The sequence below is a fragment of the Streptomyces griseorubiginosus genome (assembly GCF_001514195.1).
Lineage (GTDB): Bacteria > Actinomycetota > Actinomycetes > Streptomycetales > Streptomycetaceae > Streptomyces > Streptomyces griseorubiginosus.
Map to the genome: position 1 here is coordinate 146,862 of NZ_KQ948746.1, position 25,570 is coordinate 172,431.

The following is a 25,570-nucleotide window of genomic DNA, read 5'->3' on the forward strand; positions in this document are numbered from 1 at the left end:
ATGCGTTACGACTCCCCGCTGGCCGCGGTGGGCAACACCCCTCTGGTGCGCCTGCCGCGGCTGTCGCCGTCCGCCGACGTCCGCATCTGGGCCAAGCTGGAGGACCGCAACCCCACCGGCTCGGTCAAGGACCGCCCCGCCCTGCACATGATCGAGCAGGCGGAGAAGGACGGCCGGCTGACCCCGGGCTGCACGATCCTGGAGCCCACCTCCGGCAACACCGGCATCTCCCTCGCCATGGCGGCGAAGCTCAAGGGCTACCGGATCGTCTGCGTGATGCCCGAGAACACCTCGCAGGAGCGCCGGGACCTGCTCGCCATGTGGGGCGCCGAGATCATCTCCTCGCCGGCCGCGGGCGGCTCCAACACCGCCGTACGGGTCGCCAAGGAGCTGTCCGCCGAGCACCCCGACTGGGTGATGCTCTACCAGTACGGCAACCCGGACAACGCCGGCGCCCACTACGCCACCACCGGCCCGGAGATCCTCGCCGACCTCCCCTCGGTCACCCACTTCGTCGCCGGCCTCGGCACCACCGGCACCCTGATGGGCGTCGGCCGCTACCTGCGCGAGCACAAGCCGGACGTGAGGATCGTCGCCGCCGAGCCGCGCTACGACGACCTCGTGTACGGGCTCCGCAACCTCGACGAGGGCTTCGTACCGGAGCTGTACGACGCGTCCGTCCTCACCACCCGCTTCTCGGTCGGCTCCGCGGACGCGGTCACCCGCACCCGTGAGCTCCTCCAGCAGGAGGGCATCTTCGCGGGCGTCTCCACGGGCGCCGCCCTGCACGCGGCGATCGGCGTCGGCAACAAGGCGGTCAAGGCGGGGGAGCCCGCCGACATCGTCTTCGTGGTGGCCGACGGCGGCTGGAAGTACCTGTCGACCGGCGTCTACACGGCGGCCACGACGGAGGAAGCCATCGAAACGTTGCATGGTCAACTCTGGGCGTGATCAGCCACCCCAGGGGCGCGGGGCTGTGTTGAATATGCGGCTCCGCCGCGTGGGCGCGACCAGCCCCCACTGGCCCGCAGACAGGTAACCGGCCCCGCCAGCGGAGCGCTACGTCGCGAGGTGTCGGACCTGGTCCCACAGGACCGGGTCCACCACTCCGGCCTTGCGGCGGAAGTCCCCGACCCGCACCTGACGCAGCTCGTTCGTCTCCAGGAAGCTCGCGCGGCCCCGCGCGTCGCCCACCGAGCCCGGCGGCAACGGGATCACCCCGGCCCGCTCGTCGTGGTACTTGCTGGTGATCTTCGCGACGGTGGCCCGCCGGCCGCGCACGGCCAGCACCAGACAGGGCCGGTCCTTGGCACCCGACCCGTCCTCGTACGGCACCTGTGCCCACCAGATCTCCGCGGGCCGCGGCCGCACCCCCGTCGAACGCCCGGAAGGCCTGGTCGTACGGTCCGCCCGCCCCCAGGGCCGGTGCCCCCGCCCCCATCCGTCCACGAGCGTGGCGACGAGTCCGAGCAGTACCACCGCCGCGAGCGCGAGCCACCAGGACGTGTCCATGAGGACGACGGTACCGGCGCGCGATCAGCGCCGCGCGCCCTCTGCTCAAGCCGTTAGCGCGGTCACACTCCCTACGCGCCCTTGGTCCAGCCGAACCGGTGACAGCACAGGTGAGTTCGCCCACAACAGCCCTTGGCGGAGGAGCGACCAGAGGTTTTGCGCCTTACGCTCGACGAACCGCACGACCCCCGTCTCCTTCCCAGAAAAGTTTCCCGCCAGCGGAGGTTTCTGCTTTATGAAGCTCACCGTCGTCGGCTGCTCGGGGTCGTTCCCGTCCGCGGAATCGGCCTGCTCGAGCTACCTCGTCGAGGCCGACGGCTTCCGGCTGCTTCTCGACATGGGCAACGGTGCCCTTGGCGAGTTGCAGCGCCACTGCGGTCTCTACGACCTCGACGCGATCTTCCTCAGCCATCTGCACGCCGACCACTGCATCGACATGTGCGCGTACTTCGTCGCGCGCTACTACCGCCACGACGGCGGCCGCTGCGACCCCATCCCGGTCTACGGCCCCGAAGGCACCGAACACCGTCTGACCACGGCCTACGCCGACACCCCCACCGCCTCCTCGATGAGCGAGGTCTTCGACTTCCACACGGTCAAGCCGTCCACCTTCGACATAGGCCCCTTCACGGTCCACACCGAGCGGGTGGCCCACCCGGTGGAGGCGTACGGCATCCGCGTCGAGCACGGCGGCAAGTCGCTCACGTACTCCGGCGACACCGGCCTCAGCCCCGCGCTCACCGAACTCGCCCGTGACACCGACCTGTTCCTGTGCGAGGCCGCCTTCACGCACGGCAAGGAGAACATCCCCGACCTGCACCTCAACGGCCGCGAGGCGGGAGAGACGGCGACCCGGGCAGGCGCCCGCCGCTTGGTCCTCACCCACATCCCCCCGTGGACCGACCCCCAGGTCAACCTCGCCGACGCGCGCGCGGTGTACGACGGCCCGGTGTCCCTGGCGGCGCCGAGACAGTCGTACGACATCTAGCCCCTACGACATGCGAAGGCCCCCGGAGAGGTTCAGGACTCCGGGGGCCTTCGCACGCGGTGCGGCTGCGCCTACGCCTTGGTGAGATCCTCGACCTCTTCCTCGGGCTCGCGACCGGGGGTGGGGAGGTTCCACTTGATGATGGCGAAGCGGAAGACCGAGTAGTAGATCGCCGCGAACACCAGGCCGATGGGGATGATCATCCAGGGCTTGGTGGCCAGGTTCCAGTTGAGCGCGTAGTCGATGAAGCCCGCCGAGAAGTTGAAGCCCGCGTGGACCCCGAGGCCCCAGGTGACCGCCATGGACAGGGCGGTCAGCACCGCGTGGATCACGTACAGGAGCGGGGCGATGAACATGAACGAGAACTCGATCGGCTCGGTCACACCGGTCACGAAGGACGTCAGGGCGAGCGAGACCATCATGCCGGTCACGGCCTTGCGACGCTCCGGGCGAGCGGTGTGCGCGATGGCCATCGCGGCGGCGGGCAGACCGAACATCATGATCGGGAAGAAGCCGGACATGAACATTCCGGCGGTGGGGTCACCAGCCAGGAAGCGGCTGTAGTCACCGTGGACGACCTGTCCGGCGGCGTCCTTGAAGTCGCCGAGCTGGAACCACGCCACCGTGTTCACGAACTGGTGCATGCCGATGGGGATGAGCGCGCGGTTGATCGCGCCGAACAGCGCGGCGCCGAAGGAGCCCAGGCCCGTCATCCACTCGCCGAAGTTGCTGATGCCCTCGCCGATCGGCTCCCAGACCAGCCCGAAGAAGACGCCGACTGCGACACCGACGAAGGCCATGATGATCGGTACGAGACGACGGCCGTTGAAGAAGCCGAGCCAGTCCACCAGCTTCTTGCGGTGGTACCGCTGCCACAGGACCGCCGAGAGCAGACCCATGATGATGCCGCCGAGGACACCGGGGTTGTTGTAGGTCGCGGCTATGTCCGCACCCTTGGTGATCTTGGCCTCGGTGACCGGGAACGACTCCAGGACCTTGCTGTAGACCAGGAAGCCCACCAGCGCGGCAAGCGCGGTCGAGCCGTCGGCCTTCTTGGCGAAGCCGATGGCCACGCCGATGCAGAACAGCATCGGCAGGGCGCCGGTGATGGCGCCGCCCGCGTTGGCGAAGACCGACGCGACCTTGTCCCAGCCCAGGCCGTCCTTGCCGAACACGTCATCTTGGCCGAGCCGGACCATAAGCCCCGCGGCCGGCAACACGGCGATCGGCAGCTGAAGGCTTCGGCCTACCTTCTGCAGGCCCTGAAACAGGCCTGATCCCCGCTTCTTCGCGGGCGGCGCCGTGGGCGCGGTGGCGGTGCTCATAACGCTTCCTCCATCGGGTGGTCTACACCACTCAGTGGTGTAGACCTGTTGTACACGATGGGGGCGTTATAAGGAACCCGTCAGTTTTGCAACCGGAGGACTACACCTTGGTGACGTCCTCGACCTCCTCCTCCGGCTCCCTGCCCGGCGTCTTCAGGTCGAACCGGGTGATCGCGAAACGGAAGACCACGTAGTAGACGGCCGCGAAACACAGCCCGATCGGCACGATCGCCCACGGCTTCGTCGCCAGGTTCCAGTTGATGACGTAGTCGATCAGCCCGGCCGAGAAACTGAAGCCGTCATGCACCCCGAGCCCCCACGTCACCGCCATCGACACACCCGTCAGCACCGCGTGCACCACGTACAGCACCGGCGCGACGAACAGGAACGAGTACTCGATCGGCTCGGTGATCCCCGTCACGAAGGACGTCAGCGCGACCGACAGCATCAGCCCGCCCACCTCCTTGCGCCGCGCCGGCTTCGCACAGTGCGTGATCGCCAGCGCCGCCGCCGGCAGCGCGAACATCATGATCGGGAAGAACCCCGACAGGAACTGCCCCGCGTGCGGATCGCCCGCCAGGAACATGTTGATGTCACCGTGCACCTCGGTGCCGTCCGGCTTCGTGTACGTCCCGAACTGGAACCAGATGGGCACGTTCAGGAACTGGTGCAGCCCGATCACCAGCAACGCCCGGTTCGCCACCCCGAACAGTCCCGACCCCCACGCCCCCGCGCCCTTCAGCCAGTCGCTGAAGTTCTCCAGACCGTCACCGATCGGCGGCCACACCCACAGACACAGCGCCGCGAACACGATCGCCACGAAAGCCATGATGATCGGCACGAGCCGGCGGCCGTTGAAGAAGCCCAGCCAGTCCACCAGCTTCGTGCGGTGGTACCGCGCCCAGAAGAACGCCGTCAGCAGCCCCATCACGATGCCGCCGAACACCCCCGGATTCTGGTACGTGAACGCCACCACCGTCTGGTCGACCGTCGCCTGGCACCCGATGTTCGGTACCGCCTTCGCCCCGCTCGGACAGTCCTCCGGGAACTGCCGGAGCACCGTGAAGTAGACGAGGAACCCGGCCACCGCCGCCAGCGCCGTCGACCCGTCCGCCTTCTTCGCCATCCCGATGGCCACACCCACGCAGAACAGCAGCGGCAGCCCCAACTGACCGTCCAGCAGCGCCCCGCCCGCGCCCATCATCACCTTGGACACGTTCGTCCAGCCCAGGCCGTCGTCCCCGAACACGTCAGGCTGGCCCAGCCGGTTGAGGATGCCCGCGGCCGGCAGGACGGCGATGGGCAGCTGAAGCGAGCGGCCCATCTTCTGAAGCCCCTGGAACGCCGACTGCCACCGCCGGCGCGCGGGAGAGATCTCGGTCTCGGCACTCGAAGGCTGACTCATGAGTTGGCTACCGCCTGTCAGGTGGTGTAGACCAGTCACGGACGATGGAGCTGCTGTCACGTCATCCTTCGATACGAACAGCTCAATCGCCCGTGAAGTTGGGCCAACTGCGCAGGAGGAGAACCCCATGGCCACCAAGGCGGAGAAGATCGTCGCGGGACTCGGCGGCATCGACAACATCGACGAGATCGAGGGCTGCATCACACGCCTGCGCACCGAGGTCCACGACGCCTCCCTCGTCGACGAGGCCGCCCTCAAGGCCGCCGGCGCCCACGGAGTCGTCAAGATGGGCACCGCGATCCAGGTCGTCATCGGCACCGACGCCGACCCGATCGCCGCCGAGATCGAGGACATGATGTGAGCGACCGCGGAGTGGGCTGAGCGCGCCGAACCCTCACCCGCGAGGCCGATAGGCTCGGCCCATGTCTCGAATCGACGGCCGCACGCCCGAACAACTCCGCCCGGTCACCATCGAACGCGGCTGGAGCAAGCACGCCGAGGGCTCCGTCCTCGTCTCCTTCGGTGACACCAAGGTCTTCTGCACCGCCTCCGTCACCGAAGGCGTCCCCCGCTGGCGCAAGGGCAGCGGCGAGGGCTGGGTGACCGCCGAGTACTCCATGCTGCCCCGCGCCACCAACACCCGCGGCGACCGCGAATCCGTCCGCGGCAAGATCGGCGGCCGCACGCACGAGATCAGCCGCCTCATCGGCCGCTCCCTGCGCGCGGTCATCGACTACAAGGCGCTCGGCGAGAACACCATCGTCCTGGACTGCGACGTCCTCCAGGCCGACGGCGGCACCCGCACGGCGGCCATCACCGGCGCCTACGTCGCCCTCGCCGACGCAGTCGCCTGGGCCCAGGGCAAGAAGCTCGTCAAGCCCGGCCGCAAGCCCCTGACCGGAACCGTCAGCGCCGTCTCCGTCGGCATCGTCGGCGGAGTGCCCCTCCTCGACCTGCGCTACGAGGAGGACGTGCGCGCCGACACCGACATGAACGTCGTCTGCACCGGCGACGGCCGCTTCGTCGAGGTCCAGGGCACCGCCGAGGCCGAGCCCTTCGCCCGCGAGGAGCTCAACTCCCTCCTCGACCTCGCCGTCCTGGGCTGCACGGAACTCGCCGCCCTCCAGACCAAGGCGCTCGACACCGTGCTCGAAAGGTAAAGGGAACGCCAAGAACGGTGGCCGGTCCGGGCAACCCGACCGGCCGTACCGGCGTCTTCACCGGTACGGGCGCCCGCTGTGCACAACGGGCGCCCGGCCAGACAACGGGGGGCCTCCTGAGGCCTGACCAAAGGAGGAACAGCACCATGGCCGCGAGCCCACGCCGCCGAAGTCGCCGTCTCGCCATCGCCGCCGCGGTGGCCGCCGCCGGACTCACCCTCGGCCTCACCACCGGCTGCGACGCCGTCAGCAAGGCACTGGACTGCGTCCAGACCGCCGAGGCCGTCGCCGACAGCGTCACCGACCTCCAGCAGGCCGTGGAGAACGCCTCCAACGACCCCACCCAGATCGACGAGGCCCTCGCCTCCATCGACCAGAACCTCGACGAGATCGGCGACAAGACCGACAACGCCGACGTCAACAAGGCGGTCGACCACCTCAACACGGCTGTCTCCAACGTCCGTACGGCCGTCAAGAACGGCGACCAGACCCCCGACCTCAGCCCGATCACGGATGCGGCCGGCGAACTGACCAAGGTCTGCACGCCGTAATACTGGGGGGCATGACCCGCCTGATCCTCGCCACCCGCAACGCCGGGAAAATCACCGAGCTCCACGCGATCCTCGCCGACGCAGGCCTGCCCTTCGACCTCGTCGGCGCGGACGCGTACCCCGAGATCCCGGACGTCAAGGAAACCGGCGTCACCTTCGCCGAGAACGCCCTGCTCAAGGCCCACGCGTTGGCCCAGGCGACCGGCCTGCCCGCCGTGGCCGACGACTCCGGCCTCTGCGTCGACGTCCTGAACGGCGCCCCCGGCATCTTCTCGGCCCGCTGGTCGGGCCGGCACGGAGACGACAAGGCCAACCTGGACCTCCTCCTGGCCCAGCTCTCCGACATCGCCGACGAACACCGGGCCGCCCACTTCGCCTGCGCGGCGGCACTCGCGCTGCCGGACGGCACGGAGAGGGTGGTCGAGGGCCAACTCCGAGGCACCCTCCGCCACACTCCCGTGGGCACGAACGGCTTCGGCTACGACCCGATCCTCCAGCCGGAGGGCGAGACGAGGACGTGCGCCGAGTTGTCGGCCGAGGAGAAGAACGCGATCAGCCACCGGGGGCAGGCGTTTCGGGCGTTGGTGCCGGTGGTGCGGGAGTTGTTGGGCTGACGGATGCACGAAAACGACCTGCGGATCGAAGCTTCGATTCGCAGGCCGTTGGTGTGCGGCGGAAGGGATTCGAACCCTCAAGCCCGATCAAGGGCCACAGATCCTAAGTCTGCTGCGTCGCCATTGCGCCACCGCCGCTAGCCGCCTGCCATGCTACCGGGAGTCGATCGCGCCCTGTTGCCTCCCCTGCACCATGTGCTGGTGATCGCGTGACAGTTGGGACACAGCAGCCGCAAGTTCTCGCGCCGGTCGTCGCTCCAGTCGCCGTTGATGTGATCGACCTCCAGCGTCATCGGCTTGCCGAGCCATTCGGAGCCGGTCCCGCACCGAGCGCACTCGTCGGGCACGCCGATTTCCACAAGCGCGCGGCGCAGGCGCTTGGTGGTTGTCCGGCGAGTGCCGCTGTGCTGGACCAATACCTCATCCGGGCTCTTGGCGTTCGCTGACCGTTTGCCTCGTCGGTGGGCTTGCCCCAGGAAGTGCGAGGTCGCGATCTCGTGCTCGGCGATCCACCGGCGTACCTGATTGCGTTGACTGCCGTTCCCCGGGCGATCCAGACGGCGCAGCACATCCGCGAGGGAGGTCGATTCGGCGACTGCTGCTCGCAGTTCGCCCTCGGTGGGGCGAGGCAGCCTCCCGCAGGGGCGAAAGTGCGAGATGTCGATACCGAAGTGAGCGAAGCGCCTTACGAGGTAGCGACGGAGGCAGCCGTAGGGTTCGGTGCCGAAGAAGGCGATGACCTCGTCGATGTCGGAACATCGCACAGCGGCTTCGGCCAGCCTTTCCGGGGTGTACTGCACGCCACTGCTCATGAGGCACGCGCCTTCCCACGCCCGCGGTAACTGTCCGTCGTCGAGTGGCAGTTGGGGCACAGCAGCCGCAGGTTCTCGATCTGGTTGTTCCGCCAGTTGCCGTCGATGTGGTCGACCTCCAGCGGCAGCGGTTCGCCGAGCCACACCGACTCGATCCCGCACAGGCCGCAGCGCTCCTCTGCACCCAGCTCGCGCATCGCACGCTTGAGACGGCTGCTCGGTACGCGTGTGACATGGGCCGAGGTCTCCTCGACAAGAATCTCTTCGGCCGTCCGACGGCGCTGGTTGTACCGCTGCCGCTCCGTACGGCGCACAGGCGTGAAGTGCGAGGTGTCGAGGCCGTACGCTTTGATGCGCCTCGAGATATTCGTGTGGTGCCCGCCGACCGGGTCAAGCCCCAGTTGCCGCAGGACCTCGTAGACGCTTGATGACCGAGCGACCACGGGCTCAAGGATCTCCCGCGTCCACTTGACCCCTTCCCGCTCGAAGTGCGAGACATCCACCCCGAGCTTCTTCATCCGCTCGTGGACGTACCGCCGTTTCCAGCCCTTCGGATCCACCCCCAACCTCACACACGCCTCCGTCAACGTCCGAGCCCCCCGAGCCGCCTCCTCCAGCCGCTCCTTGGTGTACGCACTCGCCCCCACCGGACCCCCTCCGTTCCGACCCCACGTTCGTGGCCCGTACGGAGTAACGAACCGCTTATCGGACAGTCACGCCCGAAACGTAAAGCGGCCCGCACCAGGCAAACCGGTGCGGGCCGTTCGGTGAGGGAACCGGTCAGATGCCCAGGTCCTTGATGATCTTTGCCACGTGGCCCGTCGCGCGGACGTTGTACAGGGCCCGTTCGACCTTGCCCTCCTCGTCCACGATCACCGTGGAGCGGATGACGCCCATGTACGTCTTGCCGTAGTTCTTCTTCTCGCCGTACGCGCCGTAGGCCTCCGTCACGGACTTCTCCGGGTCCGCGAGGAGGGTGACCTTGAGGGACTCCTTGTCGCGGAACTTCGCCAGCTTCTCCGGGCTGTCCGGAGAGATGCCGATGACGTCGTAGCCCGCGCCGGCCAGCACCTCCAGGTTGTCCGTGAAGTCGCAGGCCTGCTTCGTGCAGCCGGGGGTCAGGGCGGCCGGGTAGAAGTAGACGATGACCTTGCGGCCCTTGTGGGCGGAGAGGGACACGTCGTTGCCGTCGGCGTCGGGCAGGGTGAAGGCGGGGGCCACGTCCCCGGGCTGGAGTCGCTCGCTCATTGGGTCAGCGTAACCGGGGGTCCTGACAGTGCGGCCGCGCCGGGAACTGACAGACTGTCCAGGACACGTACGAAGCGACTTCGGAGGGCCTGCCGTGGCGGACACGTCGGACATCAGAACCCCGGCGCAGATCGAGGCGGACATCAAGCGCCGCCGCGAGGTGCTGGCCGAGACCCTCGACGAGATCGGGGTGCGGGTGCACCCGAAGACGATCGTCGGGGACGCCAAGGCCAAGGTGGTCTCCAACATCGACCACACGCTCGGACGGGCCTACGTCTCCGTCAACAAGGCCGTCACCGAGGTGAAGGCCCAGTTCGTGGACGAGGAGGGCTCGCCCCGCCTCGAACGCGTCGTGCCCGTCGCCCTCGTCGCCGTGGGACTCGTGGGGCTCCTCGCCCTCGGTGCCCGGCGCCGCAAGGGCTGACCCGGCCGCGTACCCGGGCGCCGGAGACAGGTAGGTTCAGTGGCTGTGAGCGCCAAGAGAAACGACACCCCGCACGACAAGCTGCCCATCCGCATGCTGCACGACCGCGTGCTCGTGCGGCAGGAGAACGGTGAGGGCGAGCGACGGTCGGGCGGCGGCATCCTCATCCCGGCCACCGCGGCCGTCGGGCGACGCCTGGCCTGGGCCGAGGTCGTCGCCGTGGGGCAGAACGTACGGACGGTGGAGCCGGGCGACCGAGTGCTCTACGACCCCGAGGACCGCGCCGAGGTCGAGGTCCGGGGCGTCGGGTACGTCCTCATGCGGGAGCGCGACCTGCACGCCGTGGCAGCCGACCGGTTCGAGGGGTCCGAGGACTCGACCGGCCTGTACCTGTAATACGACGGCGAAAGGGGCCGGTGACCATCGTCACCGGCCCCTTTCGCCGTTTCCTTGCTACCTTCGAAGGAGCCCGACGAGACGCGCCGTACCGGGACCGCCGTAAGAAGCACTGGACAAGACGACGCATCCAGCAGTCAGCCAGTCAGTCGTCTCGGAGGTGCCTCTCATGGCCTGGGTCCTGCTCGTCGTCGCCGGTCTGCTCGAAGTGGGCTGGTCGATCGGGATGAAGTACACGGACGGCTTCACCCGGCTCGTGCCCAGCGTCCTCACCGGCGCCGGCATCGTCGCCAGCATGATCCTGCTGTCGTACGCCGCCAAGTCTCTCCCCATCGGTACCGCCTACGGCGTCTGGGTCGGGATCGGGGCGGCGGGGGCGGCGGTGCTCGGCATGGTGGTGCTGGGGGAGCCGGTCACCGCCGCGCGGATCTTCTTCGTGTGCCTGCTGCTGGTCGCCGTGGTGGGCCTGAAGGCGACCTCCGGTCACTGAGGCGCGGTCACTCCCGACGCGGCGACGCGGTCACTCCTCGCGGGTGCCGAGGATCGCCGGGTTCTGGCCGCCGGTCGCGGCCCCGCCGCTCGGCGAGTCCCCGTTGGCGCCGCCGGCCGCGTCCCCCGTGGTGCCGCCGTCGGTGGTGCCCCCGGAGGTGTCCCCGGTGGTGCCGCCGGTCGCGCCCCCGTCGGTCGTCGTACCGCCGGTGGCGCCGCCCGTCGTGTCGCCGCCGGTGGTGGTGCCGCCGTTGTCCTGGCCCTGGGTCTGCCCCTGGGACTGGCCCTGCGTCTGCCCCTGGGTCGCGCCCCCGTTGTCCTGGCCGCCGGTGTCGCCGCCGGTCGTGGTGCCGCCGTTGTCCTGGCCCTCGGTGGAGGGCTCCACGGGGGCCTGGGTGCTGGGGGCCTGGTTCTCGGCGCCCGGCTGGAGCTCCAGGTCGAAGTCGGCGGCCGGCTTCCCCTTGAGGGCGGCCTTGGTGTACTGCGCCCAGATCTGGGCGGGCGGACCGCCGCCGTTGACGCGCTGGAGGCCGAGCGCGCCGTACAGCGACTTGTGGGCGGCGGTCACCGGGTCCTGGCCCATGACGGAGACGACCGTGGCGAGCTGGGGGGTGTAGCCCGCGAACCAGGCCGCGGTGTCCTCCTCGGCGGTGCCGGTCTTGCCCGCGGCGGGGCGGCCGGCGGCCAGGGCGGCGGTGGCGGTGCCGTTCTGGACGACGCTCTGCAGGACCGAGGTGGTGGTGTCGGCGGCCTCGCGGCTGATGGCCTGGCGGGTCTTCTGCGCGGGCAGCGGGACGGTCTCCTCGCCGTTGGTGATCTTGTCGATCATCGTGAACGTGCCGTGCCTGCCGTGGTTGGCGAGGGTCGCGTAGGCCTCCGCCATGTCGAGGACGCTCGCGGTGTTCACACCGAGGGCGATGGACGGGGTCGCCGTCAGGTCGGGGGTGTCGGCCGGGATGCCCATGGCGATCGCGGTCTGCTTGACCTTGTCGGAGCCGACGTCGACGGCCATCTGCGCGTACACCGAGTTGACGGACTTGTCGGTGGCCTCGCGGACGGTGATCTCGCCGTAGGAGCCCTGGTCCTCGTTCTCGGGGGCGTAGCTGCCGCCGCTCCAGCCCACGACCGGACGCTTGTTGGTGCCGTCGTAGTACGTGTTCGGGGTGATCGTCTGACCGTCCTGCGTCCTGGAGTCGTTCTGGACGGCCGCGGCGAGGACGATGGGCTTGAAGATGGAGCCGACCTGGAAGTCGCCGCGGGTCGCGCCGTTCGTGTACTGCTTGACGTAGTCGATGCCGCCGTACATCGCGACCAGCCTGCCGGTCTTCGGGTCGACGGAGGCGCCGCCCGCGCGGACGTAGGTGTCGGCCTTGTTGTCCTTCTTGTCGAGCTTGTCGATCACCTGGTCGTTCACCGCCTTCACGAAGGCGTTCTGCTTGGTCTTGTCCAGGGTGGTCGTGATGCGGTAACCGCCCGCCTCCAGCTGGTCCTTGGTGAGGATCTTGTTGTCGATGATGTAGTCCTCGACCGCGTCCCTGATGTAGCCGCGCTGCCCGGACAGCCCGGTGGAGACGGTCTGCTCCTTCGGCATCGGGAACTTCAGGCCGGTGCGCGCGGACTGGGCGAGCCAGCCCTTCTTGACCATGCCGTCCAGGACGTAGTTCCAGCGGGCCTCGGCCGCACCCTTGTTCTCGGGGTGGGCGACGACGTCGTACTCGCTCGGCGCGTTGACCAGCGCGGCGAGGTAGGCGGCGTGGGCCGGGTCGAGCTGGACGGCGTCCTGGCCGTAGTAGGCCTGGGCGGCGGCCTGGATGCCGTAGGCGTTGCGGCCGAAGTAGCTGGTGTTGAGGTAGCCCTCGAGGATGTCGTCCTTGGACTTCTCGCGGTCCAGCTTGATCGAGATGAAGAACTCCTTGGCCTTGCGGGTGACCGTCTGCTCCTGGGCCAGGTAGTAGTTCTTCACGTACTGCTGGGTGATCGTGGAGCCGGACTGCTTGCCCTTGCCGGTGGCGGTGTTCCACGCGGCCCGCAGCATGGCCTTCGGGTCGATCGCGGACTCGGTGTAGAAGTCGCGGTCCTCGGCGGCGAGGACGGCGTGCTGGGCGTCCTTGGATACCTGCGAGAGGGAGACGTTCTCGCGGTTGACCTCGCCGTCGCGGGCGAGCTGGCTGCCGTCGGCGTACAGGTACACGTTGGACTGCTTGGTGGCGAGCGCGTTGGCCGGCGGGATCTTGACCATGGAGTAGCCGAGGTAGAACAGGCCGGCCAGGACCAGCAGCCCGAGGACGATGGTGCCCAGCACCATGCGCCAGGTCGGGATCAGCCGTCGCCAGCCCGTGCGCCTGGGCCGCTTGGCCTTCTTCTCCCCGCCGGGCTCTTCAACCGTCTGTGGGTCTCTCGGTGCCCAGCCCTCGGTCGGCTGCTGCGGCTGGTCGCTCATGTCGTGCACGGACTCCTGATTTCGCGTCGTACGTTCCCGTACGACCTCGTACGCCTTCTGCGCCCCCTGTTGAAGACTCTCGCACCATCCGTTCCGTTCCCGGATATGGCGCGCGTCTCGCCCGGAAAATGGGTGGCCCGCCCCGCCACCTGCGCACTAGGCTCCTGCGCTTCGGTGTCGGCGGGCCGAGGAGGGCTGTGGATGTGGGTTCGGGGCGGTTGTACGCGGCCGTCGCGGCGGGTGGATTCAGACGGTACGCGACGTACCGGGCGGCGACGCTCGCCGGGGTGTTCACCAACACCGTCTTCGGTGTGATCTTGGTCTACACGTACCTCGCGCTGTGGGACGAGAAGCCCCATCTCGGGGGGTACGACCAGGCGCAGGCGGTCACGTACGTGTGGCTGGGGCAGTGTCTCTACTCGACCCTGGCCATCCAGGGCGGCGGTGCCGAGAAGGACCTGATGGACCGCATCCGTACGGGCGAGATCGCGGTCGACCTGTACCGGCCGGCCGACCTCCAACTGTGGTGGCTGGCGAGCGACTTGGGCCGGTCGCTGTTCCAGTTGCTGGGACGCGGCGTGATCCCCTTCGCCTTCGGGTCGCTGTTCTTCCCGATGGCGCTGCCCACGGACGTCACCTCCTGGGCGGCCCTGCTGGTGGCGCTGCTGCTCGCGATGGTGGTCAGTTTCGGGATCCGGTACCTCGCGGCCCTGAGCGCGTTCTGGCTGCTGGACGGCCAGGGCATCTCGCAGGCGGTGATGATCCTGGGGATCTTCTGCTCGGGCATGGTGCTGCCGTTGAACGCGTTCCCGGGAGTCTTCGGCGACATCGTGCGGGCCCTGCCCTGGGCGGCGCAGCTCCAGATGCCGGCGGACGTCCTGATGGGCAAGACGGACCCGCTCGCCGCGTACGCCTTCCAGGCGGTGTGGGCGGTGGTGCTGCTGGCGGCCGGGCGGCTGCTCCAGCAGGCGGCGACGCGGCGGGTGGTGGTGCAGGGTGGCTGAGGTGACGGAAGTGACCGGGGTGGTCCGGGGTTCCCGGCTGGGCGAGGGGCTGCGGGCGTACCGGCTGATCGCGGGCATGTGGATCCGCTCCGCCATGACCTACCGCGCCTCCTTCGTCGTCACGGTGTGCGGCAACCTGGCGGTGACGGGCCTGGACTTCGTCGGGATCCTGCTGATGTTCTCGCAGGTCGACGCGCTGGGCGGCTGGCGGCTGCCCGAGATCGCCTTTCTCTACGGCCTCTCGGTGACCGCCTTCGGCATCGCCGACCTGGTGCTCGGCTCGATGGACGTGCTGGGTTCCCGGATCCGTGACGGCTCCTTCGACACCCTGCTGGTGCGGCCCGCGCCGGTGCTCGCGCAGATCGGCGCGGACCACTTCGCGGTGCGCCGCCTGGGCCGGATCACCCAGGGCACGGTGGTGCTCATCTGGGCGCTGGCCTCGGTGGACGTCGACTGGAGCGCGGCGAAGGTGCTGCTGGTGCCGCTGATGGTGCTCAGCGGCGCGGTGATCTTCTGCGCGGTGTTCGTGGCGGGCGCGGCCTTCCAGATCTTCGCGCAGGACGCGGCGGAGGTGCAGAACGCGTTCACGTACGGCGGTACGACGCTGCTCCAGTACCCGCCGACCGTGTTCGGGAAGGACTTCGTGCGGGGCGTGACCTTCATGTTCCCGATCGCCTTCGTCAACTGGGTGCCGGCCTGCTACGTGCTGGGCCGGCCGTATCCGCTGGACCTGCCGGAGTGGGCGGCCTTCGCGCCGCCGCTGGTGGCCGCGGTGTGCTGTGGACTGGCCGGTCTCGCGTGGCGGGCGGGGCTCGGTTCGTATCGGAGTACGGGGAGTTAGTGGCGGAGGTGGAAGTGGACGTGGCGGTGGACGAGACAGGGGACGCGGTGACGGACGGGGCGGTGGACGGGGCGGTGGACGGGGCGGTGGACGCCTTCATCGAACTGGACCGCGTCGAGAAGGTCTTCGACGTGCGCAAGAAGACCGGCTTCCTGAAACGGGAACGGCGTCAGGTGCGGGCGGTCGACTCGATCTCCTTCACCGTGGCGCGCGGCGAGATGGTCGGGTACATCGGCCCGAACGGCGCCGGCAAGTCGACGACGATCAAGATGCTGACGGGCATCCTCACCCCGTCCGGCGGCCGGCTGCGGGTGGCCGGCATCGACCCGTCCCGCGAACGCACCCGTCTGGCCCACCGCATCGGAGTGGTCTTCGGGCAGCGCACCACCCTGTGGTGGGACCTCCCGCTGATCGACTCCTACAAGCTGATGCATCGCATGTACCGCATCCCGGACGCCCGTTACCGCGAGAACCTCGACCGCTGCGTCGAACTCCTCGAACTGGGCGACCTGTTGGACGTCCCGGTACGGCAGCTCTCGCTCGGCCAGCGGATGCGGGGCGACATCGCGGCGGCCCTGCTGCACGACCCCGAGGTGCTGTACCTGGACGAGCCGACCATCGGCCTCGACGTCATCTCCAAGGCCAAGGTGCGGGGATTCCTGCGGGAGTTGAACACCGAGCGCGGCACGACGGTCCTGCTGACCACCCACGACCTCCAGGACATCGAGCAGCTCTGCTCGCGCGTGATGGTCATCGACCACGGCCGCCTCATGTACGACGGCCCGCTGGCCGGCCTGCACGAGGTGGGCGAGAGCGAGCGGACCCTGGTGGTGGACCTGGAGCGGGAGTTGCCGCCGATCGACGCGGCTCCCGCGCGCGTGGTGAGGGTGGAGGGGCCCCGGCAGTGGCTGGCGTTCCCGGCGTCCGAGTCGGCGGCGGCGCTGGTGGCACGGGTCGCCGCGGAGTACCCGCTGGTCGACCTGTCCGTGCGGGAGCCGGACATCGAGGCGGTGATCGCGAAGATGTACGCGGGGGATGCGGAAGCGGAGAAAGCGGTGTCGTAGCGGCGTGCGGTCTCGTAGCCGTGGGGTCGGGTAACTCGTAGGCTGCTCTGTATGACGGAGGAACTCCCGGAGTTGCGTGCTGCCGACGCCGATCGTGAGCGGGTCGCCGAGGTCCTGCGGGACGCCCTCGCCGAGGGGCGGCTCGACATGGCGGAGTTCGAGGAGCGCCTGGACGCGACGTACAAGGCGCGTACGTACGGCGAACTCGCCCCGATCACCCGGGACCTGCCGGTCGGCCAGGTGGCCGCCCCCAGGGTCGACATGGTCAAGCAGCCCGAGCCGGACGGGAGTTGGGCGTCCCGGATCGTCGGTGGCGAGGGCTCCTCCACGTGGTCTGTCGCCGTGATGTCCGGGTTCCAGCGCAAGGGGCGCTGGACCGTGCCCCGGCGCTTCAACTGCTTCGCCTTCTGGGGCGGCGGGGAGATCGATCTGCGCGACGCGAACTTCGCCGACCGCGAGGTCGAGATCAACTGCGTGGCGATCATGGGCGGGATGGAGGTGATCGTGCCGCCGGGCGTCGAGGTCGTGGTGCGCGGGATCGGGATCATGGGCGGATTCGACCACCGCGAGGAGGGCGTGCCGGGTGAGCCGGGGGCCCCTCGCGTGATCGTGACCGGGTTCGCGTTCTGGGGCGGGGTCGGGGTCGAACGCAAGCTCAGGAAGGCGGATCGGCTGCGGCTGCGGGAGGAGCGGAGACAGGAGCGTCTGCAACGCCGGGCCGCCGCACGCGAGTTGAGGGAGGGGCGCCGCCGGGGGGAGAGGTGAGCGCTGGGTCGTTCAGGTGAGGGCTTTAGGGGCGCGGGGAACTGCGCGACCAGCCACGACGCACCCGCACCCGCCCGTGAACCATGCTCCCACCCCCGCGGGCGCCCGGCCCAAGCCCAGCGCAGCGGGGGCGCGGGGAACTGCGCGACCAGCCCCCACCGGCCCGCGGTCAAAGACGGGCCGCCGCCGACCCCTTCAGGTACTCCAGGTCGAACGCGTCAGCCATCCGCTCGTACCCCCGGTCGTTGGGGTGGAGCCGGTCCCCCGAGTCGTACAGCGCGCGGAGCGTACGCGGGTCGTACGGGTCCCTGACCGCCTTGTCGAAGTCGACCACCGCGTCGTAGACCCGCCCCGCCCTGATCTCCGCGTTGACGGTCTGGCGGACGCCCTCGCGGGCCTTGGTCCAGCCGTGGCGGTCGCCGAACGGCATGAGCGTGCCGCCGACCACCTTGATGCCGTGGGCGTGGGCCTGGCGGACCAGGTCGCGCAGGCCGGCGAGGAGCTTGTCGGCGTCGACCGTCCCCGGGGTGCGGAGGATGTCGTTGATGCCGAGGTCGATGACGACGACCTTGACGCCGGGGCGCTCCAGCACGTCCCGCCGGAAGCGGTGGATGCCGGCCTGGTTCTCCGGCGGGCGGGCGTCCACGAGGACCCGGTTGCCGCCGATCCCCTCGTTGACGACGCTGTAGCGGGGGAGGTCCTGCCCGGCCGCGAGGGCCGCGCGCAGCCGCCGGTTCAGATAGTCCGGCCAGCGGTTGTTCGCGTCGGCCGTGGAGTCCTTGCCGTCGGTGAGGGAGTCCCCGAAGGTGACCACCGTGCCGTCCGCCTCACCGGTGAGGACGTCCAGCGCGGTCAGGTAACGCCAGCGGTCGACCCGTTCGGTGAACGCCGTGCCGGTGGTGTCCCCGGTGAGGTCGCCCTCTCCGGAGTACGACGTCTGCCGGGCCCACGGGTGGTAGGTGACCGGTCCGGACAGGGTGGGGGAGTAGGTGGTGACCAGGACGTCGGCGCCCGCCGGGACGGCGAGGGGGACGGCGTCGCTGAGCACCTGTCCGCCGGCCGGGATGACGACCGTGGTGCTGCCGGCGAACGTGAGCCGTCGCATGGTGCCCGCGCTCGCCGCGGCGGTCCGGTGACCGGCGGCGAGCGCGATGGACGCGTGGGTGAGGGTCAGCGCGGTCCGACCGTAGAGATTGGACAGCGTGATGCGGGCACTCGTACCGCCGACGCTGGTGTGCACGACGTTGCGGACGGAGCGGCCCGCCAGGCCCTCGGTCGCGGTGCCGGGCTCGGCGCCGACGGGGGAGGCCGCCCAGGTGCCGACCCAGGTTCCGGCGGAGGCGGGTGCCGCGGCGGGGCGCGAGGGCCCGGAACCGGACAGTGCGGTCCGGTCCCTGGTGCCGGCGTCGGCCGCCACTCCGACGTAGATGGCGGTGGACAGGGCCACGATCACTGCGGTGATCGCGGCGAGCAGGGCGTAACCATGACGCCGAGTCATGTGGTGCTGTTCTCCTCAGGAGATGGGAGCCCGGGGCTCCGATCTGATGAGTTCATGATGAGGCATGACGCTGAGGACAAATGACGAGACCCCCTCCGGTTCCCCCGTCCGGACAGACGCAGGGAACTCCTGTTCCGTTCCAGGAGTAGGTCAGGAAGGGACAATGTGTGAGGGATCACCGAACGGGTGGAGCGGATGGAACGTACGGAACCTGAGCAAAAGGGGTCATCTGGCAGGGAGTGGTCGGCCCCGGCGGCCGAGGCCGGGGCCGTGAACGGTGCCTCTCCGGCCTCCGCCGTCCGCACGATGACCACCTTCAGTGCCGCGGACGAGGAGAAGCAGCGCGGAGTGCGCCGGATGAAGCTCACCGCGCTCGGGCTGCTGCTGTTCGTGGCACTGGTGTACGCGCTGGCGAAGTGGGCGGACAGCTCCGGAGCCGGTCCGTGGGCCGGTTACGTCGCCGCGGCCGCCGAGGCGGGCATGGTCGGTGCGATGGCCGACTGGTTCGCCGTCACCGCCCTGTTCCGCCACCCGCTCGGCCTGCCCATCCCGCACACCGCGATCATCCCGACCAAGAAGGACCAGCTGGGAGTGTCGCTGGGCGAGTTCGTCGGCGAGAACTTCCTCTCCGAGGACGTCGTACGACAGCGGCTGCGGGCCGTCGGCATCGGCAGCCGGCTCGGCACCTGGCTGGCCGATCCCGAGCACGCCGACCGGGTCACCGCCGAGCTGTCGGCGGCCCTCAGGGGCGCGCTGACCGTCCTGCGGGACTCCGACGTCCAGGCCGTGGTCGGGGAGGCGATCACCCGGCGGGCCGACGCCCAGGAGATCGCGCCCGGCATCGGGAAGATGCTGGAGAAGGTCGTCGCCGACGGCGGGCACCGGCGGGTCGTCGACCTGATCGTGGCCCGGGCCCACGACTGGCTCGTGCTGCACGACGCGCAGGTCATGCACGCCGTGCAGGGCGGCGCGCCCGGCTGGACCCCGCGGTTCGTCGACAAGAAGGTCGGCGAGCGGGTCTACAAGGAGCTGCTGCGCTTCGTGACCGAGATGCGGGACATGCCGTCCCACCCGGCCCGCGGAGCCCTGGACCGGTTCCTCACCGACTTCGCCTCCGACCTCCAGTCCGACACCGACACGCGCGCGCGGGTCGAGCGGCTCAAGGGCGAGGTGCTGGGGCGCGGCGAGGTCCAGGACCTGATCGCGTCCGCGTGGACCGCCGTACGGTCGATGATCGTCGCCGCCGCCGAGGACGAGCGCAGCGAGCTGCGGCTGCGGGTGCGGGCGTCCCTGCTGTCGCTGGGGGCGCGGATGGCCGTCGACCCCAAGGTGCAGGCGAAGGTCGACCGGTGGGTGGAGGGGGCCGCGGTGTACGTGGTCACCACCTACCGGCGCGAGATCACCTCCCTGATCACGGACACGGTCGCCGGGTGGGACGCGGAGCACACGACCCGGAAGATCGAGGCACACATCGGGCGCGACCTCCAGTTCATCCGGATCAACGGCACGGTGGTGGGGTCGTTGGTGGGGTTGCTGATCTATACGGTGACGCGGGCGTTCGGGGCGTGAAGGGGGCTCGGTGGCGCTCTGGGCAAGGGTGTCTCGGGGGTGTAGCGGGGTGTGTATCGGGGGTGTGAGGTGGTCGGCCTAGGAATCGGGGGTCGGGGCACCCGGGAGGGGTTCGCTCGCTGAGGAGGGAGCCCTTCCGTGACCACCGCCCAAGCCGACACCGGCCGCACCGTGACGACCGACATCCCCGCCAGACTCGACCGGCTGCCCTGGTCCCGCTGGCACTGGACCATCGTCATCGGACTCGGCACCGTATGGATCCTCGACGGCCTGGAGGTCACGGTCGTCGGCAACATCGCGAGCCGGTTGTCGGAGCCGGGAAGCGGGCTGTCGATCACCTCCGGGCAGGTCACCGGCGTCGCGGCGGCCCTGTACGTGGCCGGCGCCTGCGTGGGGGCGCTGTTCTGGGGGCGGCTGACCGACAAATGGGGCCGCAAGAAGCTGTTCATGATCACGCTGGCCGTGTACCTGGCGGCCACCGCGCTGACGTCGATCTCCTTCGACGCCTGGTGGTTCTTCCTGTTCCGCTTCCTCACCGGGTTCGGCATCGGCGGCGAGTACGCGGCGATCAACTCCGCGATCGACGAGCTGATCCCGGCGCAGTACCGGGGCCGGGTCGACCTCATGATCAACGGAAGCTTCTGGCTGGGAGCCGTGGGTGGCTCGCTGCTGTCGATCTTCGCGCTGAACACGGACTTCTTCGCGGCGAACGTGGGCTGGCGGCTGACGTTCGCGCTGGGTGCCGTGCTGGCCCTGGTGATCCTTCTCGTACGGCGGCACGTGCCGGAGAGTCCGCGGTGGCTGCTGATCCACGGGCGGGACGCGGAGGCCGAGCGGATCGTGTCGTCGATCGAGTCGCGGGTGGAGGAGGAACGGGGGAGTGCCCTGCCGCGGGCCGAGGGTGAGATCACGATCCACCAGCGGCGGAGCGTGACGTTCGTGGAGATCGCGCGGACGGTGTTCTCCGACTACCGGCGGCGGGCGGTGCTGGGGTTCTCGCTGTTCATCGGACAGGCGTTCCTCTACAACGCGATCACGTTCGGGTTCGGCGCGATCCTCACGACGTTCTTCGACGTGCCGACCGGGGACACGGGGTACTACTTCGCGGTCATCGCGGTCGGCAACTTCTTCGGACCGCTGCTGCTGGGGAAGCTGTTCGACACGGTGGGGCGGCGGGTGATGATCTCGTCCACGTATCTGCTGTCCGGCGTGCTGCTGTTCGGGACGGCGTGGCTGTTCGACCGGGGGTCGTTGAGCGCGGCGACGATGACGGCGTGCTGGTGCGCGGTGCTGTTCTTCGCGTCGGCGGGGGCGTCGAGTGCCTACCTCACGGTGTCCGAGGTGTTCCCGATGGAGACGCGGGCGATGTCGATCGCGTTCTTCTACGCGCTGGGCACCGCGGCGGGCGGTATCAGCGGGCCGCTGCTGTTCGCCGACCTGACGAGTACGGGGAAGGTCGGGGACACGGTGCTTGCCTTCCAGATCGGAGCGGGGCTGATGTGTGCGGCGGGGTTGGTGGCGGCGTTCTTGGCGGTGCGGGCGGAGAGGCGGTCGCTGGAGGATGTGGCGAAGCCGTTGACTGCGGTGGAGTAGTAGCGGTCTTTGTCTGCGGGTTCGGTGGGGGACGGTCTTTGTCTGCGGGTTCGGTGGGGGCGGGCGTTTTGCGCAGTTCCCCGCGCCCCTGGGGGCCTGCGGCGGCCTCTTGCGGTCCGGTGGGGGCGTGCGTAGCGCGAGCGGTCCGGTGGGTGGGTCGGTGCCGGGGTGGGGGGTATCCGTCCTCGGTCCGGCGGCTCGGTCCCTTCAAAAGGGGCCCGGTTCCGGACGCCGGCCGCTGCGGGCGGACACCCCCCACCCCGTCCCCTGCCCGCCGTACGCGGCCAACGCTTCGATGGGGCGGGCGCGGCGGCCAACGGCTCGTCGTGGCGCGCGTGACCAAGGGCTCTGTTGTGGCGCAGGTGGCCTGCAACTCCCTAGGGGCGCGGGGAACTGCGCGACAAGCCACGACGGACCCGCAGTCGCGCGAGAACCGAACCCGGCATCCCCCTAGGCGCCCGGCTCAAGCCCAGCGCAGCGGGGGCGCGGGGAACTGCGCGACAAGCCACGACGGACCCGCACCCGCCCACGAACCGCACCCGGCACCCCCATAGGCGCCCCTCAACCCCGCCGGTCCGCCACCACCCACGCCGCCACTCCCACCACGCCCGCCACACCGAACACCGCAGGCCACGCGCCGACCCTCTTGGCCAAGGGATGGGACCCGGCGAAGGCGACGACATACGCGGCCGTCAGCGCACCGGCCGCCGGGCCGCCCGCCCGCTCGCGCCACTGCCGTGCCGCCGCCGCCCCGGCGACGGCCAGCACCGCCCCGCCCAGCTGCCGCTTCTTCGTCCACCGCGCCACGCCGTACCCGCCGACGAGCCCGCCCGCCGCGACCACCGCACTGGGAACCTTCGCCATGTCTGCCTCCTAGGTCGTGGCGTCGAGGCTAGCCCCGGACCAGGGAAGTCACCCGAACCTGAGTCAGGGCTTGTCAAGTTTCCTCGCTCCGAGCTATATAAGAAGGCGTAGGGCATCGCACCGGGAATCGGTGGAAAGGAGATGGACTGTGATGCTCATGCGCACCGACCCCTTCCGTGAGTTCGACCGACTCGCGCAGCAGGTGTTCGGCTCGACCGCCCGCCCCAGCGCGATGGCGATGGACGCATACCGGTCGGGGGACGACTTCGTCGTCCACTTCGACCTCCCCGGCATCGACCCCGAGACGATCGAGCTGGACGTGGAGCGCAACGTCCTGAACGTCCGGGCCGAGCGCCGCGGCCCCGCCCCCGAGGGCGCGGAGCTGATCGTCGCCGAACGACCCACGGGGACGTTCACCCGTCAGCTCTTCCTCGGCGACACCCTCGACACCGAGCGCATCGACGCCTCGTACGACGCCGGAGTGCTGACCTTGCGGATCCCCGTCGCCGAACAGGCCAAGCCCCGCCGTATCCAGATCAGCGGCGGCGGCAGCGGCCCCCGGCAGATCAGCGGCTGAACAACCCCCACGCGACCGAAGACCGGGCGTCCCGCGGACCGGTACGGGCCGGCTCAGGCTGTTGCAGGCGGTCCGTACGGCCGTGGGGCGCCCGGTGCAACGACCCCCAGGAGAGCTGTACATGAGCGCGAACCGACCCAGCTGGACCGACCTCGTCGAGGCGGTGCAGGAGGCCGGACAGTACGCGACGCGGGCGGAGGCCGAACACGTCACGCACGTCGTCCTGTCCGCTCTGGGCGACCACGTCACCGGCGAGGAACGCGTCGGTCTCGCCCGCGCCCTGCCCGAGGAGGCGGCCCGGGTCATCGCCTCCCGCATTCCCCTCAACAGGCCTCTGTCCGCAGCGGAGTTCGTGGACGCGGTGGCCGCCCGCATCGAGGGGGCGACCGCGGCGACGGCCCGCTGGCACGTCAGCTCGGTGCTGAGCGTGCTGCCCGAGCTGGTGGGCGACGAACCGGTGAACCGTGTCCTCGCCCAACTCCCCTCCGGCTACGCCCTGTTGTTCGGCAAGGCGGAACTGGTCCTCACGGCCTGACATCCCCGCCCGCGCGTGCCGCGGCCCGCAGCCGCACCTCCGACACATACCCGGAGGCCACGGCAAGTCCGGCCGCGGCAAGGGCGAAACCGATGGCGGTGGGGGTGACGTATCCGGGAACCTCCCCGGCCCGGTAGCTGTCGCCGTCCCCGGTCTCGCAGACGAAGTCGAGGGGCAGGACGCTCACCGAGTAGTCGACGACGTGGGCGGCGCGTTCGTCGGCACGGCACGGCAGGATCGGCGACGAATCCGCCCCACCGTCCTCGGCCTCCAGGACCGCCCCGCCGACGTACAGCAGTCCCCACGCGTACAAGGCGGCGTCGCCGCTCCCGCCAGCGCGGCGAATCCGAGGAGGGCGGCGGGAAGTTCGGCACGGCGGACGAACCAGTCGGCCACCCGCCCGCCACCGAAACCGAGGAGCCCACAGGCGACCCCACCAAGCACCAGAACGAGCAACGGCACCAAGAAAAACACGCGTCGGCCCCCGTCCGATCGTCCGCGTCTGTCGGGGCGAGCGTAATCGGTTCGACTTGTGGTGCCGGGGCGTTGCCCCGACTCACGGGGGCGGACTGGAGGAAGGGGCGGCCTCGCCCCGCATGAGCCTCAGGTCCTCGCCCCATGCGTCCAGGACCTCCCCGAGCCCGGCCCGACGCACGTCCGTCTCCACGCGCGCGAAGACACTCCGCTGGACGGCCGCATCGCCGGTCGAGGAGATCCGCCCGACCGCCTCCAGCAGCGCTCCCGTGTCCCAACCGGGCAGCGGGTACCGGGTCAGCTCCCACTCCAGGTACTTGTTGTAGGGCCTGGGTCGCCGATCGAGGGTGAACAGCAGCTCCAGCAGGAACCGCACGCTGTCGGCCGCGTCGAGGCGGGCGGCGAGAGGCTGGGCGTCGCGGTCGTTCTTCAGCGACCGGTAGAGGGAGTTGGCGTAGGCGTCGAGCAGGTCCCCGGCCTCCCGGAAGGCCTCGTCGGCGTCGAGCCGCCCCTTCTCGGCCATGAGCCGGGCGATGCCGGTACCCCCGTCGAGACGGTCGAGCACCACTTGGGCCCGCGCGAGGGCGTAGCGCTCGAAGCCGGGCATGCCGGCGGCCCGGAACTCGGCGAGCGGCATGACGATCAGGTCGAGCGTGGCCGAACGCTGCCCGTGGAGAGAGGAGAGCTCCGTCGTCGCCCCGTCGGTGACCACGACGTACAGGTCGTGGTCGGAGTGCTCGGTCGCCATCTCGTCGTGGGCCCGCGACCCCTTGAGCACCAGCCCTACGACGGCAGGGTCGGCCACGGCGCGAGTGACCAACGCGTCGTAGGAGAGGGGGTGTTCAGAGTCCATCGGGTGATCTCCGTTGCGGGTGCCGGGTTTCGGGAACACCCGTCGGGAACCCCTGCCGGGCGGTTCCGCACCGTAGCCCCCAACCGGGCCTGTTCCCAACGGATTTCATTCCGCCGCGTCCCGCGCCCGTCACACCTCGTCGAGCAGCGCCGCCAGTCCCTGGTCGAGGTCCGGGTCCAGGTTCTCGGTGCCGGGTGCGACGACGTCGTAGGAACGCAGCAGGAAGCGGCGGAGCGTGGTCGTGCCGAAGCGGATCACGGCGAGGCCCAGCGGGGAGTGGAACTCGATGACCGTTCTCGCCCAGCCGCACGGCCGTATCCGTACGTCCCCCTCCCCGGCCGGTGCTTCGAGCCCCTCCTCCAGCAGCGTCCGCCCGAACATCCAGGTCACGCCCTGGCCGTCGGCCGAGACATGTGCGGGGAAGTCGATGTGCACCGCGAAGGGCTCGGCGGCGCTGTAGCGCAGCGTGGGGCGGATCGGGAGTTCCGGGTGCTCGGAGCTGATCAGGCGGGCGCGGACGGTCTGGTGGAGCGTGGGGAGGCGCATGGGGGAGGTCTCCGGTCCTTCTC

The 25,570-nt window shown here is 69.8% G+C and carries 29 protein-coding genes, 1 tRNA gene and 1 riboswitch; of the genes, 17 read left to right on the plus strand and 13 right to left on the minus strand.

Going from position 1 to position 25,570, the window contains the following annotated elements:
- Positions 1-951: a PLP-dependent cysteine synthase family protein gene (locus AQJ54_RS38680; RefSeq protein ID WP_062031355.1), complete on the plus strand. Its 951-nt coding sequence runs from the start codon at positions 1-3 to the stop codon at positions 949-951.
- A 108-nt stretch (positions 952-1,059) separates the two neighbouring features.
- On the opposite strand, the gene AQJ54_RS38685 is transcribed toward AQJ54_RS38680, so the two are convergent.
- Positions 1,060-1,512, minus strand: a complete 453-nt coding sequence (locus AQJ54_RS38685; RefSeq protein WP_062245729.1) for a type II toxin-antitoxin system PemK/MazF family toxin — start codon at positions 1,510-1,512, stop codon at positions 1,060-1,062.
- Positions 1,513-1,747: 235 nt separating this feature from the next.
- Between AQJ54_RS38685 and AQJ54_RS38690 the strand changes: the two genes are divergently transcribed.
- A complete protein-coding gene (locus tag AQJ54_RS38690) occupies positions 1,748-2,500 on the plus strand; it encodes an MBL fold metallo-hydrolase (protein ID WP_062031350.1) in 753 nt (250 codons plus the stop codon).
- A 71-nt stretch (positions 2,501-2,571) separates the two neighbouring features.
- On the opposite strand, the gene AQJ54_RS38695 is transcribed toward AQJ54_RS38690, so the two are convergent.
- Both AQJ54_RS38695 and AQJ54_RS38700 read right to left on the minus strand, forming a co-directional pair.
- Positions 2,572-3,825, minus strand: a complete 1,254-nt coding sequence (locus tag AQJ54_RS38695) for a PTS transporter subunit EIIC (protein ID WP_062245731.1) — start codon at positions 3,823-3,825, stop codon at positions 2,572-2,574.
- A gap of 100 nt (positions 3,826-3,925) precedes the next feature.
- Complete coding sequence (locus AQJ54_RS38700; RefSeq protein ID WP_062245733.1) at positions 3,926-5,230, minus strand: PTS transporter subunit EIIC; 1,305 nt, start codon at positions 5,228-5,230, stop codon at positions 3,926-3,928.
- Here AQJ54_RS38700 and AQJ54_RS47505 point away from each other — a divergent pair.
- The 4 genes from AQJ54_RS47505 to rdgB all read left to right on the plus strand — a co-directional run bounded on the left by AQJ54_RS47505 (position 5,229) and on the right by rdgB (position 7,555).
- Positions 5,229-5,591 (plus strand): PTS sugar transporter subunit IIB, encoded by a 363-nt coding sequence (locus tag AQJ54_RS47505; protein WP_279389313.1) that lies wholly within the window; start codon positions 5,229-5,231, stop codon positions 5,589-5,591. The two genes, AQJ54_RS38700 and AQJ54_RS47505, sit on opposite strands and share 2 nt — an antisense overlap.
- A 61-nt stretch (positions 5,592-5,652) precedes the next feature.
- Entirely contained in the window at positions 5,653-6,390 is a 738-nt protein-coding gene (gene rph / locus AQJ54_RS38710; protein ID WP_062031339.1) for a ribonuclease PH, read from the plus strand.
- A gap of 146 nt (positions 6,391-6,536) precedes the next feature.
- Positions 6,537-6,941, plus strand: a complete 405-nt coding sequence (locus AQJ54_RS38715) for a hypothetical protein (RefSeq protein ID WP_062031337.1) — start codon at positions 6,537-6,539, stop codon at positions 6,939-6,941.
- An 11-nt stretch (positions 6,942-6,952) separates the two neighbouring features.
- Positions 6,953-7,555 (plus strand): RdgB/HAM1 family non-canonical purine NTP pyrophosphatase, encoded by a 603-nt coding sequence (gene rdgB / locus AQJ54_RS38720; protein ID WP_062031334.1) that lies wholly within the window; start codon positions 6,953-6,955, stop codon positions 7,553-7,555.
- A 54-nt stretch (positions 7,556-7,609) separates the two neighbouring features.
- On the opposite strand, the gene AQJ54_RS38725 is transcribed toward rdgB, so the two are convergent.
- The 4 genes from AQJ54_RS38725 to bcp all read right to left on the minus strand — a co-directional run bounded on the left by AQJ54_RS38725 (position 7,610) and on the right by bcp (position 9,615).
- Positions 7,610-7,693, minus strand: a tRNA-Leu gene (locus tag AQJ54_RS38725).
- A complete protein-coding gene (locus AQJ54_RS38730; protein ID WP_062245736.1) occupies positions 7,693-8,367 on the minus strand; it encodes an HNH endonuclease in 675 nt (224 codons plus the stop codon). Before AQJ54_RS38730 ends, AQJ54_RS38725 begins: the two co-directional genes overlap by 1 nt.
- Complete coding sequence (locus AQJ54_RS38735) at positions 8,364-9,014, minus strand: HNH endonuclease signature motif containing protein (protein WP_062245743.1); 651 nt, start codon at positions 9,012-9,014, stop codon at positions 8,364-8,366. The genes AQJ54_RS38730 and AQJ54_RS38735 overlap by 4 nt, the downstream gene beginning before the upstream one ends.
- Before the next feature lie 133 nt (positions 9,015-9,147).
- Complete coding sequence (bcp, locus tag AQJ54_RS38740; RefSeq protein ID WP_062031324.1) at positions 9,148-9,615, minus strand: thioredoxin-dependent thiol peroxidase; 468 nt, start codon at positions 9,613-9,615, stop codon at positions 9,148-9,150.
- 94 nt (positions 9,616-9,709) lie between these two features.
- Here bcp and AQJ54_RS38745 point away from each other — a divergent pair, with 94 nt between their 5' ends.
- The 3 genes from AQJ54_RS38745 to sugE all read left to right on the plus strand — a co-directional run bounded on the left by AQJ54_RS38745 (position 9,710) and on the right by sugE (position 10,925).
- Positions 9,710-10,039 (plus strand): DUF3618 domain-containing protein, encoded by a 330-nt coding sequence (locus AQJ54_RS38745; RefSeq protein WP_020138965.1) that lies wholly within the window; start codon positions 9,710-9,712, stop codon positions 10,037-10,039.
- Positions 10,040-10,084: 45 nt separating this feature from the next.
- Complete coding sequence (locus AQJ54_RS38750; RefSeq protein WP_020138964.1) at positions 10,085-10,435, plus strand: GroES family chaperonin; 351 nt, start codon at positions 10,085-10,087, stop codon at positions 10,433-10,435.
- A 55-nt stretch (positions 10,436-10,490) separates the two neighbouring features.
- Positions 10,491-10,566, plus strand: a riboswitch (guanidine-III (ykkC-III) riboswitch).
- A 38-nt stretch (positions 10,567-10,604) separates the two neighbouring features.
- Complete coding sequence (gene sugE / locus AQJ54_RS38755; protein WP_062031321.1) at positions 10,605-10,925, plus strand: quaternary ammonium compound efflux SMR transporter SugE; 321 nt, start codon at positions 10,605-10,607, stop codon at positions 10,923-10,925.
- A 30-nt stretch (positions 10,926-10,955) separates the two neighbouring features.
- On the opposite strand, the gene AQJ54_RS38760 is transcribed toward sugE, so the two are convergent.
- Positions 10,956-13,364 (minus strand): transglycosylase domain-containing protein, encoded by a 2,409-nt coding sequence (locus tag AQJ54_RS38760; RefSeq protein ID WP_062245876.1) that lies wholly within the window; start codon positions 13,362-13,364, stop codon positions 10,956-10,958.
- A 203-nt stretch (positions 13,365-13,567) separates the two neighbouring features.
- Between AQJ54_RS38760 and AQJ54_RS38765 the strand changes: the two genes are divergently transcribed.
- From AQJ54_RS38765 to AQJ54_RS38780, 4 genes are all read left to right on the plus strand, one after another.
- On the plus strand, positions 13,568-14,368 hold the full coding sequence (locus AQJ54_RS38765; RefSeq protein WP_062245745.1) for an ABC transporter permease: 801 nt from the start codon (positions 13,568-13,570) through the stop codon (positions 14,366-14,368).
- Between the two features lie 76 nt (positions 14,369-14,444).
- Positions 14,445-15,209 carry an ABC transporter permease gene (locus tag AQJ54_RS38770; protein WP_062245878.1) on the plus strand — a complete coding sequence of 255 codons (765 nt, stop codon included), beginning with the start codon at positions 14,445-14,447 and terminating at the stop codon, positions 15,207-15,209.
- Between the two features lie 74 nt (positions 15,210-15,283).
- Positions 15,284-16,273 (plus strand): ABC transporter ATP-binding protein, encoded by a 990-nt coding sequence (locus AQJ54_RS38775; RefSeq protein WP_079070217.1) that lies wholly within the window; start codon positions 15,284-15,286, stop codon positions 16,271-16,273.
- A gap of 51 nt (positions 16,274-16,324) precedes the next feature.
- Complete coding sequence (locus tag AQJ54_RS38780; protein ID WP_062245749.1) at positions 16,325-17,038, plus strand: DUF1707 SHOCT-like domain-containing protein; 714 nt, start codon at positions 16,325-16,327, stop codon at positions 17,036-17,038.
- A 169-nt stretch (positions 17,039-17,207) separates the two neighbouring features.
- On the opposite strand, the gene AQJ54_RS38785 is transcribed toward AQJ54_RS38780, so the two are convergent.
- A complete protein-coding gene (locus tag AQJ54_RS38785; RefSeq protein ID WP_062245751.1) occupies positions 17,208-18,536 on the minus strand; it encodes an SGNH/GDSL hydrolase family protein in 1,329 nt (442 codons plus the stop codon).
- 195 nt (positions 18,537-18,731) lie between these two features.
- Here AQJ54_RS38785 and AQJ54_RS38790 point away from each other — a divergent pair, with 195 nt between their 5' ends.
- Positions 18,732-20,105: a DUF445 domain-containing protein gene (locus AQJ54_RS38790; RefSeq protein WP_062245879.1), complete on the plus strand. Its 1,374-nt coding sequence runs from the start codon at positions 18,732-18,734 to the stop codon at positions 20,103-20,105.
- A 138-nt stretch (positions 20,106-20,243) separates the two neighbouring features.
- Positions 20,244-21,698 carry an MFS transporter gene (locus AQJ54_RS38795; protein ID WP_062031309.1) on the plus strand — a complete coding sequence of 485 codons (1,455 nt, stop codon included), beginning with the start codon at positions 20,244-20,246 and terminating at the stop codon, positions 21,696-21,698.
- A gap of 561 nt (positions 21,699-22,259) precedes the next feature.
- Here AQJ54_RS38795 and AQJ54_RS38800 read toward each other — a convergent pair.
- Positions 22,260-22,562 (minus strand): hypothetical protein, encoded by a 303-nt coding sequence (locus AQJ54_RS38800; RefSeq protein ID WP_062245753.1) that lies wholly within the window; start codon positions 22,560-22,562, stop codon positions 22,260-22,262.
- A gap of 151 nt (positions 22,563-22,713) precedes the next feature.
- On the opposite strand from AQJ54_RS38800, the gene AQJ54_RS38805 reads away from it, so the two are divergent.
- The gene (locus AQJ54_RS38805; RefSeq protein WP_174856950.1) at positions 22,714-23,139 is read left to right on the plus strand and encodes an Hsp20/alpha crystallin family protein; all 426 of its coding nucleotides are present in this window, start codon (positions 22,714-22,716) and stop codon (positions 23,137-23,139) included.
- A gap of 121 nt (positions 23,140-23,260) precedes the next feature.
- Positions 23,261-23,674 (plus strand): DUF2267 domain-containing protein, encoded by a 414-nt coding sequence (locus AQJ54_RS38810; protein WP_062245755.1) that lies wholly within the window; start codon positions 23,261-23,263, stop codon positions 23,672-23,674.
- Here AQJ54_RS38810 and AQJ54_RS38815 read toward each other — a convergent pair.
- From AQJ54_RS38815 to AQJ54_RS38825, 3 genes are all read right to left on the minus strand, one after another.
- Complete coding sequence (locus tag AQJ54_RS38815) at positions 23,664-23,987, minus strand: hypothetical protein (protein ID WP_248845523.1); 324 nt, start codon at positions 23,985-23,987, stop codon at positions 23,664-23,666. The genes AQJ54_RS38810 and AQJ54_RS38815 overlap by 11 nt on opposite strands.
- Before the next feature lie 243 nt (positions 23,988-24,230).
- Positions 24,231-25,001, minus strand: a complete 771-nt coding sequence (locus AQJ54_RS38820; protein ID WP_062245757.1) for a hypothetical protein — start codon at positions 24,999-25,001, stop codon at positions 24,231-24,233.
- Between the two features lie 129 nt (positions 25,002-25,130).
- Complete coding sequence (locus AQJ54_RS38825; RefSeq protein ID WP_062245759.1) at positions 25,131-25,547, minus strand: SsgA family sporulation/cell division regulator; 417 nt, start codon at positions 25,545-25,547, stop codon at positions 25,131-25,133.
- Between the last annotated feature and the right edge of the window lie 23 nt (positions 25,548-25,570).